The organism is Streptomyces fildesensis (assembly GCF_016107395.1).
Taxonomy (GTDB): domain Bacteria; phylum Actinomycetota; class Actinomycetes; order Streptomycetales; family Streptomycetaceae; genus Actinacidiphila; species Actinacidiphila fildesensis.
In genome coordinates, this window is sequence record NZ_JAAIKO010000031.1 from 56,763 (window position 1) to 68,782 (window position 12,020).

The window sequence follows — 12,020 nt, forward strand, 5'->3', positions numbered from 1 at the left end:
CGATGTCCGAGCCGGCGCTCCGTCGTCCTTACGTCGCACTCTGCCGCGCCCTCATCGCCGCGGCCGCCGTCACCGGCATCACCATCGAGTGCGTGCACACCGACCCGCTGCGCGTCTTCACCTTCTTCACCATCCTGACGAACGCCGCCATCGCGATCACCTTCGCCTGGTCCGCGCACCGCGCCACGACCGGCCGCCCGCCGCTGTCCCCGCGCATCACCGGCGCGGTCCTGCTCTGCATCGTGATCACCGGTCTCGTCTACCACCTCGTGCTGGCCAACGAGTCCAGCGGCTTCTCCGAGGCGGAGAACCTCGCCCAGCGCACCGGCGACCTGATCCTCTCCAACCAGCTGCTGCACACCGTGACACCCGTCACAGTCACCCTCGACTGGCTCCTCCTCACCACCCCGGCCCGCTTCCAGTGGCGCTACGCCTACCAGTGGCTCGCCCTCCCCCTCGCGTACGCCGCCTTCGCCCTCCTCCGCGGCCCCCTGATCGACCCCCCGAACCGCTACCCCTACCCCTTCCTCGACGTCGACCTGCACGGCTACCCCGCCGTCCTCCGCAACGCCGCCGTCCTCGCCCTCGCCTTCTCCGCCCTCGCCCTCCTCCTCATCACCCTCGACCGCACCCGCCCCCGCCTCCCCACCCAGGAAAACCGGATTTCGTCTCCGGCTTCCCGTCCGCTAAAGTAAATCTCGTTGCACCGGGGTGTGGCGCAGCTTGGTAGCGCGCTTCGTTCGGGACGAAGAGGCCGTGGGTTCAAATCCCGCCACCCCGACTGGTGACATTGCAGTTCAGGGCCCTGATCATCATTGATGATCAGGGCTCTGACTCGTTTCCGGGGGCGGAAAAGGCCGGGCTCTTCGGTGATCTCTCACCTACAGTCGCTGCGGCGGGGGCAGCGGGATCGGTGCAGGGAGATTCTTGTGGGCAGGGTCGAGACGATCGCGGGAGCCATGGCGGCCGCGGTGGGGCATCTTGGGGTGCAGCGGGATCAGACGCGGTTCCGGGTGGGGCTGGTGGACGGCTGGGGGATTCCCGCCGGGGCCTCGGTGCTGGAAGTCGGGTGCGGGCAGGGGGACATGACCGCGGTGCTCGCGGACGCGGTCGGGCCCGGCGGGCGGGTGGTCGGGGTGGACATCGCGGAGCCTTCGTACGGCAGTCCGGTCACGCTGGGCGAGTCGGCGGCGTTCCTGGCGGCCGGGCCGCTCGGGTCGCGGATCGACATCCGGTTCGGCGTCGATGTCCTCGACGAGGCGGTCTCGTTCCCGGACGACGCGTTCGACCACGTCGTGCTGTCGCACTGCTCCTGGTACTTCGCTTCCCTCGACCAGCTGCTCAGGACGCTGACGCGCGTCCGGCCGTGGGCGCGGCGGCTGTGTTTCTCGGAGTGGGATCTGCGTCCGCGGGGTGTGGAGCAGCTGCCGCATCTGCTCGCCGTGCTCGTGCAGGGCCATGTCGAGGCGGTCGGGGCGCGGGGCGAGGGGAACGTGCGGACGCCGTTCTCGCACGAGGCGCTGCTGCGGATTCTCGCGGAGGCCGGGTGGCGGGTGGCGTCCGAGCAGGACGTGGACACGACGGGTCTGCAGGACGCCGACTGGGAGGTGGACGCCGCGCGGCGGATGGCCGGCTCCGACGAGCGGTTCGCGGATCTGTCGCCGCTGGCGCGGGAGTTCCTCACCAGCCAGCTCGATGTGCTCGGCTCCCTCGCGAAGAGCAAGGGCAACGAGCCGCTGCCGTCGTACGCCCTCACCGCGGATCGCGCCTGACGGGCTCTCGCCCCCCCGGGCTCCGGTGAGGGGTGCTCGGGGGCATGGCCTTCATCTTCCTCATGACGCTGCCGGGTCTGGTGGTCCGCTGACGGTCGCCGCGTTCGTCGATCAGGCGATGCTGCGGGCCAGGCGGGCCGGGCGGGCCGGGATGCTGCCGTGGCGGGGGCCGGACGGCAGGGCCAGGTGGCGTCGACGGGGTTCGAGCTGTTGCACGCGACACTGTCGGCGGGCAAGCAGGAGGAGCTCAAGCAGCGCAGGACGTCGCCGGCGCTGCGCGACGAGGAGGGGGACGGGGCACCGCCCCCGGTCGCGGATCGATCCGGACGGCGGGACGGCCGTCCTCCGGATCCCGCCGGGCTAGGGCTGGGGCAGGTCCGGCGCGCGGGAAGCCCGCAGCGAGTACATCAGTGGCACGCGCGGGGTGCCCGGCGGATGCCGGTAGAAGCCGTCGCCCCTCCCGGAGGATCCCTGCCCGTCGCGTTCGAGCGTCCCGAAGCGCTGGAAGAGCGTCGCGTCATGCTCGTGCAGGAACTCCAGCCGGAGCCCGGTGGCGGCGATCGCGGTGACGACGTCGCCGAGGGTGTGCGCCCACTCCACCGTGCGGTTGTTCACCGTCGGGGCGTCGAAGTCCGCGTAGGTGCCCGGGGCTTCGTCGACCCAGGCGTCGCGAGTGAAGTAGTCGTGGGCGATCCGGGAGCCCGATTCGTCGTCGAGGGCGTCCGTCAGCGGGTGGAACTCGGCGAGGTACAGGAAGCCGCCCGGCGCGACGAGGGACGCGGCGGTCTCGGCCCAGCGGACGATGTCGGGGAGCCGGCACAGGGCGCCGGTGCCGGTGTAGACGATGTCGTAGGAGGAGTCGGGGACGGCCTCGGCCGCGTCGTACACGTCGGCGGCGACGAAGGACGCCCGGTCGGGCGGGAGCCCCAGGTCGGCGGCCAGCTCGCGGGCGGCGTCGACGGCGGGCTCGGAGAAGTCCAGGCCGACGACCCGGGAGGCGCCGCGGAGCGCCCAGGAGAGGGTGTCGAGGCCGAGGCGGCACTGCAGGTGCAGCAGCGACTTCCCGGTGACCGATCCCACCTCCGCCGCCTCGAAGGGGCGGATCACGTCCTGGCCGGCCCGGAAGGTGTCCGGATCGTAGGACTCGCTCGCCGTGTGGATCGGAACGCTTCCCCTACCTCCGGCTGGGGAGACCCCAACGTCCCACCTGGCGCGATCGGTCTCCCGCCGGTCCGCCGGGGTCCTCGTGTACATGGGGAGTGACGATAGTCGGGGTGAAGGCGGCCGGCCATCGGGTTTGATGGAGGCATGAGTGATGTCACGGCTGCCATGCCGGAATGGGAAAAGCGGTTCCGGGCGCCTCGGGTGGGGCTGCCCGAGTGGGCGGAGGACGCGCCGCAGCGCTGCCTCTTCGTGTCGAACGCCACCGGCACGTACGAGCTGTACGCCTGGGACCGGACCACCGGCGAACGCCGCCAGGCCACGGACCGGCCGAACGGGACGACGGAGGGCACGCTGTCCCGCGACGGCGAGTGGGTGTGGTGGTTCTCGGACACCGACGGGGACGAGTTCGGGGTGTGGATGCGCCAGCCGTTCGGCGGCGGCGAGGACGAGCCGGCCACGCCGGGACTCGACGCCTCGTACCCGGCCGGGCTGGCGCTCGGCGCGGACGGCACCGTCGTGATCGGCCGGTCGACGGACGACGAGGGCACGTCCGTCCACGTCGTGCGGCCGGGCGCCGCACCGGTCGAGATCTACCGGCACGCGGAGTCGGCCGGCGTCGGCGACCTGTCGGAGGACGGCACGCTGCTCGTCATCGAGCACACCGAGCACGGCGACGCGATGCACGGCGCGCTGCGCGTGGTGCGGCTCGACGGCTCGACCGTCGCCGAGCTGGACGACTCCCGCGGCGGCACCGAGGAACTCGGTCTCGACTGCCTGGGCTTCGCTCCCGTGGCCGGGGACACCCGGCTGCTCGTCAGGCACCAGCGCGCCGGGCGCTGGCTGCCGATGGTGTGGGACGTGACGACCGGCGAGGAGACCGCGCTGGCGATCGACCTGCCGGGCGATGTCTCCGCCGAGTGGTATCCGGACGGTTCGGCGCTGCTCGTCGTGCACTCGTACCAGGCGCGCAGCGAGATGTTCCGCTACGACCTGGCCGCCGGTGCGCTGCTCCGGCTGGAGACCCCGCAGGGAACGGTGAGCAACGCCACCGCGCGCCCCGACGGGTCCGTGGAGTACCTGTGGTCGTCGGCGCAGCTGCCGCCGGTCGTGCGGTCCACGACGGGCGGGATCGTGCTGGAGGCGCCGGGGCTGAAGGCCCCGGACTCCGTGCCGGTCGAGGACGTGTGGGTGGACGGCCCCGGCGGGCCGGTGCACGCCCTCGTCCAGAAGCCCGAGGGCGACGGGCCCTTCCCGACGGTCTTCGAGGTGCACGGCGGCCCCGCCTGGCACGACTCCGACGCCTTCGCGGCCGGGCCCGCGGCCTGGGTCGACCACGGCTTCGCCGTCGTACGGCTCAACTACCGCGGCTCCACCGGCTACGGGCGCGAGTGGACGGACGCGCTCAAGCACCGCGTCGGGCTGATCGAGCTGGAGGACGTCGCGGCGGTCCGCGAGTGGGCCGTCGGCTCGGGGCTGGCCGATCCGGCGAAGCTGGTGCTCTCCGGCGGCTCGTGGGGCGGCTATCTGACGCTGCTGGGGCTCGGCACCCAGCCCACCGCCTGGACGGCGGGGCTCGCGGCGGTCCCGGTGGCCGACTACGTCGCCTCGTACACCGACGAGATGGAGGCGCTGAAGTCCCTGGACCGCACGCTCTTCGGCGGCTCGCCCGCCGAGGTTCCTGAGCGGTACGAGGCCTCGTCGCCGATCACGTACGTCGAGCGGGTGACCGCGCCGGTGTACCTCTCGGCGGGCATGAACGACCCGCGGTGCCCGATCCGGCAGATCGACAACTATGTCGAGCGGCTGGTGTCGCTGGGGAAGGTGCACGAGGTGTACCGGTACGACGCGGGGCACGGTTCGCTCGTCGTCGAGGAGCGGATCAAGCAGGTCCGCCTGGAGCTGGCCTTCGCGATGAAGCACGCGCTCTGACCGGGTGGGTCCTCAGTCGCCGGGCAGGGCTTCTTCCAGCTTGCCCGGCGCCGCCGCGTTCTCAGCATTCTCAGGGTTCTCAGCGGCCGGGTCCTGGTCCGGGATGAGGCCCAGCGCGGTGTCCTCGCGGAGTTCCGCCTCGCGGCGGACCAGCCGGAACCACATGAAGACCACGAAGCCGGCGAAGACGAACCACTCGCCGGTGTAGCCCAGGTTCTGGAAGGCCTTGAGGTCGAGCCCGGTGTTGCTGGGGGCCGCCGGGGGCACCGGCTCGAGCGGGGCGGTGGCGTCGGTGACCGTGATCCAACCGCTGTAGACCTCGTACGGCAGCACGTTGACGAGCGACGCGGCACTGATCATCCCGAGCTGGCCCTGCGGCAGTCCGCCGGCGGACTGGACGCCCTGGGTGCCGGTGTTCTCGGGGGGCTGCAGGGCGCCGGAGACGGTGATGTCGCCCGCGGGCGCCGCCGGGATGGCGGCGGGCGTCGCGGACGAGGCCTCGCCGGGCAGCCAGCCGCGGACGACGGGCAGCGCCGCGCCGCCCGCCGTACGCAGCGGGGTGAGCACGTAGTAGCCGGTGCGGTCGCCGAGGTCACGGCCGGGGACCAGGAGCTGGTGGCCGGTGTCGTAGCGGCCGGTCGCGGTGACCGTGCGGCCGGTGGTGTCCTGGGTGACCTGCGCCTTGGTGTCCGGGAGGACGGTGGCCAGCGGGACCGGGGCGGCGGACGCGGCGGCCTTCGGGGCCTGCTCGGCCACGTGGTGGCTGTTCATCCGGTCCTCGAAGCGGCTCAGCTGCCAACTGCCCATGAAGACGCAGAACGGCACGGCGAGCACGACGAAGAGGTGGACTCCCAGCCAGCGCGGGGTCAGCAGAAACCGGTACACGCCTCAACGGTACGGGGAGCGGGGCCGGCCGACGCCACCGGGCCCGCGGCCCGGCACTCCGCGGCCCTCCCGCGCCACGCCTCGCCTACTGAGGTGTGAGGGCCGTCGTCTTGTAGATCGTCCCGGCGCACGCGTCGGGGATCGTCGTGTCGGCCACGGCCGGCGCCCCCGCCTCCGGGGTGTGGCTGACCTCGACGCTCGCCGGGCCGGGCGTCGGCGGTACATCGGCCGCTGCCGGGGTGTTGTTCGAGGCACTGGTGCCGTTGTTGCCGCTGCTGGTGCTGCCGCCGGTGGTCGGGGTGGGCGTCGGAGTGGGCGGCGCCGGGCAGCCGTTGGGACCTGCCGCGTCCGGCACCCAGGCGAACCGGACCTCGTACGTGTCGCCCGGCTGGAGGAGCAGCGGGGCGGCCGCCACATCCGGCAGTCCGGTGGCCGGATCGCCCGGCGTGTGGTCCAGCACCTGGATCTTCGACGCGTCGGCGCTGCCCTGGGCGATCACGGTGACGGCGCCGCCGCCCTTGACCGTGCAGCCCTGCGCGGAGACGTTCGCGACCCGGAACCAGCCGTACACGTTGCCCTTGGCGTCCGGGGCACCGGTCTTGCTCGCGCCGCTGCCGAGCTGGGAGCGGTCGCAGGCCGGGGCGGTGCGGCCGGCCGAGCCGGTGGGCGTCGGGGCGACCGTGGCACCGTGCTCGTTCGTGGGTGTGGGGGTCGGCGACGGTGTCACCGACGGGGCGGGCTCGCTGCCGGCGCTGGTCCCGGTGTCGGCCGGACCGCCCGAGTCGTCCTGGCTGCTCTCCCCCGTGCCACCGGTGTCCTGCCGCGGCTCGTTGGGGCTGGAGGCGCCGGCCGCGGTGGTGTCCTGCTGGTCCGCGGTGTTCGCGACATGCAGCAGGGCCGGCACGGCGGTACACGCCAGCAGGAACGCGGCGGCGGCGCCGGCCACGGCCTGGCGGCGGCGCGTCCGGCGGGCCGGTACGGCGTGCCGCAGGTGGTCGAGCGCGTCGGGTGCGGGCTTGAGGCCCTTCACCGCGTCCTGCATCAGCCGGCGCAGCGCCAGCTCGTCGAAGCTCGCCCCTGCACCAGGCGGAGTCGCTCCGGACCCGGGCGGAGTCGCCCCGGCCCCAGGCGGAGTCGCCCCGGCCCCAGGCGCAGTTGTCCCGGCCCCAGGCGCAGTTGTCCCGGCCCCGGGCAAGGTCATCCCGCCTTCAGCAGGGCTGGTTCTCGCTCCCAAGGGGCTTGATCCCGCCCCCTGAGGGCCGGTTCCGGTGGGCGCTGCGTTGCGCTCGTCGTTCAGTTCTTCGGGAAATTCGCGGTTCTCTGGATCCATGCCACGTGAGTCGTAGGGGGTGGTCATACGGTCGCCTCCATCGCGATGCGAAGCGCCGCGAGGCCACGGGAACCGTATGCCTTCACCGAGCCCAGGGAAATTCCGAGCGTTTCGGCGACCTGTGCCTCGGTCATGTCGGCAAAGTAGCGCAGCACGAGGACTTCGCGCTGACGGCGCTGGAGGGACCGCATGGCGGTCTTGAGCTGGTCGCGCTCCAGGATCTCGTAGGCGCCCTCTTCCGCACTCGCCATGTCGGGCATGGGCTTGGAGAGGAGCTTGAGGCCCAGGATGCGCCGCCGGAGCGCCGACCGGGAGAGATTGACCACCGTCTGCCGCAGGTAGGCGAGGGTCTTCTCGGGGTCACGGACGCGGCTGCGCGCGGAGTGGACGCGGATGAAGGCCTCCTGGACGACGTCCTCGCAGGAGGCCGTGTCGTCCAGCAGCAGCGCGGCGAGGCCGAGCAGCGACCGGTAGTGGGCACTGTAGGTCTCGGTCAGGTGGTCGACCGTGGTGCCGACGGTCATCGTGGCGTCAGCACCCAGCTCGGACGGCACGCGCACGATCGGCCAGGGCGCTATCACGGGCATCCCGCCGGGAGTGCGTGCCCTGCCGGACGTACGGCCGGGCGTACGCGGGCGCGGCACGCGTGTCGGAGCGCCGCCCCGCCCAAGTGCCGTCTCGATACCCAGTGCCTCTGCCACGACTGTTGGACACGCGTCCCCCCGTCAGGGTTGTACGCGCAAGGCGTCGCCTTTGATGTGGCGCCGAATATCCCCATGCGTACCAACCTCTTCCCCAATGCGCCCATTTGCCCAGGCACGAACTGTGCCTGCCCAATACCCCCCGGCACGCAGCACATTAGGGCAGTGCGCTGACACAAAGACGCTCCCCGTCTACTGCCGGTTGCAGCGGTCAGGGAGCGAATTGTCCATTGGTGCGCGACCCACTTCAAGTGGTCCAGACCAAGGAGTGGATCACATCATGCGTGCGAAGCGACGAACTCGGCCGCCACGACTTCGGCAATTTGTGCAGTGTTCAGGGCGGCGCCCTTGCGCAGGTTGTCCCCGCACACGAAGAGTTCGAGCGCGTTCGGATCGTCCATGGAGCGGCGTACCCGGCCGACCCAGGTCGGGTCGGTGCCCACCACATCGGCAGGGGTCGGGAACTCGCCCTCGGCGGGATTGTCGGTCACGACGACCCCGGGAGCGCTCCGCAGGATCTCGTGCGCCTTCTCCACGGTCACCTCGTTCTCGAACCGCGCGTGCACCGACAGCGAGTGCGTCGTGATGACCGGCACCCGTACGCAGGTCGCGGTGACCCGCAGCTCCGGCAGGCCCAGGATCTTCCGTGACTCGTCCCGGACCTTGAGCTCCTCCGAGGACCAGCCGTCCTCCCGCAGCGAGCCGGCCCACGGCACCACGTTGAGCGCGAGCGGCGCCGGGAAGGGACCGAAGTCGCCGACCGTGCGCCGTACATCGCCCGGCTGGGTACCAAGGTGGGTGCCGGCGACCTTGGACAGCTGGTCGCGGAGGGTGTCCACGCCGGACTGGCCCGCGCCGGAAGCCGCCTGGTACGAGGAGATGATCAGCTCGCTGAGCCCGAACTCGGCGTGCAGCGCGCCGATCGCCACGATCATCGACAGCGTCGTGCAGTTGGGGTTGGCGATGATGCCGCGCGGGCGCATCCGCACCGCGTGCGCGTTCACCTCCGGCACCACCAGCGGGACATCGGGGTCCATCCGGAAGGCTCCGGAGTTGTCCACGACGACCGCGCCCTTGGCGGCGGCGACCGACGCCCACTGCGCGGACACCTCGTCCGGGACGTCGAACATCGCGACGTCGACGCCCTCGAACGCCTCCTCGCTGAGCACGACGACCTCGGTCTCCACACCGCGCACCACGAGGCGGCGGCCGGCCGACCGCGCGGACGCGACCAGCCGGATCTCGCCCCACACGTCCTGCCGGGTGGAGAGCAGCTCCAGCATCACCGTGCCGACCGCGCCCGTCGCACCGACGACGGCCAGGGTCGGCTTACGGTTCATCGGCCCGTACCGCCGTAGACGACAGCTTCATCACTTTCACTGTCGAGGCCGAACGCGGAGTGCACCGCCTGGACGGCCGGCTTCACGTCGTCGGCCCGGGTGACCACCGAGATGCGGATCTCCGACGTCGAGATCAGCTCGATGTTGACGCCGGCGTTCGACAGCGCCTCGAAGAAGGTCGCCGTGACGCCCGGGTTGGTCTTCATCCCCGCGCCGACCAGCGAGATCTTGCCGATCTGGTCGTCGTAGCGCAGCGAGTCGTACCCGATGCGGTCCTGCGACCTGGTGAGCGCGTCCATCGCCTTGCGGCCCTCGGTCTTGGGGAGGGTGAAGGAGATGTCGGTGAGGCCGGTGGCCGCCGCCGACACGTTCTGGACGACCATGTCGATGTTGACCTCGGCGTCCGCGATGGCACGGAAGATCGTCGCCGCCTCGCCCGGCTTGTCCGGCACCCCGACGACCGTGATCTTGGCCTCGGACGTGTCGTGCGAAACCCCGGAGATGATCGCCTGCTCCATCGGCTTGCCTCCTAGCGGTGCTTCGTTGCTCACCCAGGTCCCCGGCAGGCCGGAGAAGGACGAGCGGACGTGGATCGGAATGTTGTAACGACGGGCGTACTCGACACAGCGGTGCAGCAGCACCTTCGAACCGGAGCTGGCCAGTTCCAGCATGTCCTCGAAGGAGATCCAGTCCATCTTCTGGGCGCGCTTGACGACCCGCGGGTCGGCGGTGAAGACCCCGTCGACGTCCGTGTAGATCTCGCACACCTCGGCGGCGAGCGCGGCGGCCAGCGCCACCGCGGTCGTGTCGGAACCGCCGCGGCCCAGCGTGGTGATGTCCTTCTTGTCCTGGGACACGCCCTGGAAACCGGCCACGATCGCGATGTTGCCCTCGTCGAGCGCGGTCCGGATACGGCCCGGCGTCACGTCGATGATCCGTGCCTTGTTGTGGACGGAGTCGGTGATGACCCCGGCCTGGCTGCCGGTGAACGACTGCGCCTCATGACCGAGGTTCTTGATCGCCATCGCCAGCAGCGCCATGGAGATCCGCTCTCCGGCGGTCAGCAGCATGTCGAACTCCCGGCCGGCGGGAATCGGCGACACCTGCTCGGCGAGATCGATCAGCTCGTCCGTCGTATCGCCCATCGCCGACACCACGACAACGACCTGATGGCCGTTCTTCTTGGTGTCCACGATTCGCCGGGCGACGCGCTTGATGCCTTCAGCATCGGCGACGGAGGAGCCTCCGTACTTCTGCACGACAAGGCCCACGTGCGCTCCTCGGGAAGGTCTGGTACTGCGGTCGGCTCAGTCTAACGAGCGGGCCGGGGCGGCCTCCGCGATACCGGATATTGAGACAGGTGGCCCACTCGGTGGGCCACCTGCCCAGGACGGAACGGAATAACCCCAGATCAGGCGCTGGATGCGTGACCGGAGGAAGATCGTCCGGATATCCGACGGTGGGGGTAGCGGGTGCGCGGCTACGGCGTGTCAGCGAGTGACGGGTTGACCGGTTCAGCCGGTGGTGGGCCAGGGTTCGACGGGTGACGGGCCCGGGATCAGCCGGCGGCGGACCCGGGATCAGCCGGCGGCGGGCTGGGCGCGGACGCCCAGCGGGGTGCCGAGCTCGGCCGCCATGACCTTGCCGGCCTCCTCGGCCAGCCGCTCCTCGTCGTCCGCCGAATCGTCCGTGTCCAGGCCGTCCAGCTCGTCCAGCGGGCTGTCCAGCCGGACGTGAGCGACCAGGGACTGCAGCGCGCGCAGCGAGGCGCTGGCCGTCGGTCCCCAGTTCGACAGGTACGAGAACTGCCACCACCACAGCGCCTCGCTCACGCGGCCGGCGCGGAAGTGCGCGAGGCCGTGCGTGAGATCGGTCACCACGTCGGCCATATCGTCCGAAATCCGGCAGGCGACGGGCGTACTGCGCGGTACGTACGGGTCGAAGACCTCCGAGTAGACGTCGATCGGCTCCAGCAGCGCCGCGAGGTGCTGGCGCAGCTCGTCCGCGTCCGGCTCGGGGCCGATGTCCGGCTCGTAGCGCTCGTCCGGAACGATGTCCTCGTGCGCGCCGAGCCGGCCGCCGGCCAGCAGCAGCTGGGAGACCTCCAGCAGCAGGTACGGGACAGCGCTGTCCGGATCGTCGCCCTTGGCGACCTCGCGGACCGAGAGGATGAAACTCTCGATCTGATCGCAGATCTGGACGGCGAAGTCGTCGGGCTCCTGGACGTTCGGATCGCCGAGGTCGCGTTCCGGAGAGCCCGGTGCGCCCTTCGAGTCCTGTGTGGTTACCGCGGTGTCAGACATCGAGCAGTCGTCTCCCTTCGAAGGCACGACCCAGCGTGACCTCGTCGGCATACTCCAGGTCTCCCCCCACGGGCAGACCACTGGCCAGTCGCGTCACCTTCAGCCCCATGGGTTTCACCATGCGGGCCAGGTACGTAGCGGTCGCTTCACCTTCAAGGTTGGGATCCGTCGCCAGAATCAGCTCGGTGACGGTGCCGTCCGCGAGCCGCGTCAGCAGCTCCCGGATCCGTAGATCGTCCGGACCGACGCCCTCGATGGGGCTGATCGCGCCGCCCAGTACGTGGTACCTGCCGCGGAACTCACGGGTGCGCTCGACCGCGACGACATCCTTGGGCTCCTCGACCACGCAGATCACCGCGAGATCGCGGCGCGGGTCACGGCAGACCCTGCACTGGTCGTCCTGCGCGACGTTCCCGCAGATGTTGCAGAACCGCACTTTGGCCTTGACCTCGGCCAGTACGTGCGCGAGGCGCCGCACATCGGCCGGATCCGCCTGCAGGATGTGGAAGGCGATCCGCTGCGCGCTCTTGGGACCCACGCCGGGCAGCCTGCCCAGTTCGTCGATGAGGTCCTGAACCACGCCTTCGTACACGGGG

The 12,020-nt window shown here is 71.1% G+C and carries 11 protein-coding genes and 1 tRNA gene; 4 read left to right on the top strand and 8 right to left on the bottom strand.

Annotated elements, in window-relative coordinates; translation table 11 throughout:
- Nucleotides 1-2 precede the first annotated feature (2 nt).
- From C6N31_RS30000 to C6N31_RS30010, 3 genes are all read left to right on the top strand, one after another.
- Nucleotides 3-695, top strand: a complete 693-nt coding sequence (locus C6N31_RS30000) for a Pr6Pr family membrane protein (RefSeq protein WP_198358600.1) — start codon at nucleotides 3-5, stop codon at nucleotides 693-695.
- 12 nt (nucleotides 696-707) lie between these two features.
- Nucleotides 708-781: transfer RNA gene (locus C6N31_RS30005), tRNA-Pro, on the top strand.
- 148 nt (nucleotides 782-929) lie between these two features.
- Nucleotides 930-1,772, top strand: a complete 843-nt coding sequence (locus C6N31_RS30010; protein WP_381584409.1) for a class I SAM-dependent methyltransferase — start codon at nucleotides 930-932, stop codon at nucleotides 1,770-1,772.
- Between the two features lie 360 nt (nucleotides 1,773-2,132).
- Here C6N31_RS30010 and C6N31_RS30015 read toward each other — a convergent pair whose 3' ends face one another.
- A complete protein-coding gene (locus C6N31_RS30015; RefSeq protein ID WP_138358716.1) occupies nucleotides 2,133-3,026 on the bottom strand; it encodes a class I SAM-dependent methyltransferase in 894 nt (297 codons plus the stop codon).
- A 54-nt stretch (nucleotides 3,027-3,080) separates the two neighbouring features.
- Between C6N31_RS30015 and C6N31_RS30020 the strand changes: the two genes are divergently transcribed.
- A complete protein-coding gene (locus tag C6N31_RS30020) occupies nucleotides 3,081-4,865 on the top strand; it encodes a S9 family peptidase (RefSeq protein WP_198358601.1) in 1,785 nt (594 codons plus the stop codon).
- Nucleotides 4,866-4,877: 12 nt separating this feature from the next.
- Here the strand turns inward: C6N31_RS30020 and C6N31_RS30025 are convergent, their stop codons facing one another.
- From C6N31_RS30025 to recR, 7 genes are all read right to left on the bottom strand, one after another.
- A complete protein-coding gene (locus C6N31_RS30025; protein WP_138358720.1) occupies nucleotides 4,878-5,750 on the bottom strand; it encodes an SURF1 family protein in 873 nt (290 codons plus the stop codon).
- An 85-nt stretch (nucleotides 5,751-5,835) separates the two neighbouring features.
- Entirely contained in the window at nucleotides 5,836-6,792 is a 957-nt protein-coding gene (locus tag C6N31_RS30030) for a hypothetical protein (RefSeq protein WP_198358602.1), read from the bottom strand.
- Nucleotides 6,793-7,103: 311 nt separating this feature from the next.
- Nucleotides 7,104-7,781: a SigE family RNA polymerase sigma factor gene (locus C6N31_RS30035; RefSeq protein ID WP_198358603.1), complete on the bottom strand. Its 678-nt coding sequence runs from the start codon at nucleotides 7,779-7,781 to the stop codon at nucleotides 7,104-7,106.
- Nucleotides 7,782-8,059: 278 nt separating this feature from the next.
- Nucleotides 8,060-9,121, bottom strand: a complete 1,062-nt coding sequence (locus C6N31_RS30040) for an aspartate-semialdehyde dehydrogenase (RefSeq protein ID WP_138359459.1) — start codon at nucleotides 9,119-9,121, stop codon at nucleotides 8,060-8,062.
- Complete coding sequence (locus C6N31_RS30045) at nucleotides 9,118-10,392, bottom strand: aspartate kinase (RefSeq protein ID WP_138359457.1); 1,275 nt, start codon at nucleotides 10,390-10,392, stop codon at nucleotides 9,118-9,120. Before C6N31_RS30045 ends, C6N31_RS30040 begins: the two co-directional genes overlap by 4 nt.
- A 309-nt stretch (nucleotides 10,393-10,701) precedes the next feature.
- The gene (locus C6N31_RS30050) at nucleotides 10,702-11,424 is read right to left on the bottom strand and encodes a DUF5063 domain-containing protein (protein WP_232485823.1); all 723 of its coding nucleotides are present in this window, start codon (nucleotides 11,422-11,424) and stop codon (nucleotides 10,702-10,704) included.
- Nucleotides 11,417-12,016: a recombination mediator RecR gene (gene recR, locus C6N31_RS30055; protein WP_138359453.1), complete on the bottom strand. Its 600-nt coding sequence runs from the start codon at nucleotides 12,014-12,016 to the stop codon at nucleotides 11,417-11,419. Before recR ends, C6N31_RS30050 begins: the two co-directional genes overlap by 8 nt.
- Between the last annotated feature and the right edge of the window lie 4 nt (nucleotides 12,017-12,020).

Excerpts from the sequence above, each read along its gene's own strand:
- C6N31_RS30000 (WP_198358600.1), top strand. The coding sequence starts at position 3 with ATGTCCGAGCCGGCGCTCCGTCGTCCTTACGTCGCACTCTGCCGCGCC.
- C6N31_RS30015 (WP_138358716.1), bottom strand. The coding sequence starts at position 3,026 with ATGTACACGAGGACCCCGGCGGACCGGCGGGAGACCGATCGCGCCAGG.
- C6N31_RS30020 (WP_198358601.1), top strand. The coding sequence starts at position 3,081 with ATGAGTGATGTCACGGCTGCCATGCCGGAATGGGAAAAGCGGTTCCGG.
- C6N31_RS30030 (WP_198358602.1), bottom strand. The coding sequence starts at position 6,792 with ATGCAGGACGCGGTGAAGGGCCTCAAGCCCGCACCCGACGCGCTCGAC.
- C6N31_RS30040 (WP_138359459.1), bottom strand. The coding sequence starts at position 9,121 with ATGAACCGTAAGCCGACCCTGGCCGTCGTCGGTGCGACGGGCGCGGTC.
- C6N31_RS30050 (WP_232485823.1), bottom strand. The coding sequence starts at position 11,424 with ATGTCTGACACCGCGGTAACCACACAGGACTCGAAGGGCGCACCGGGC.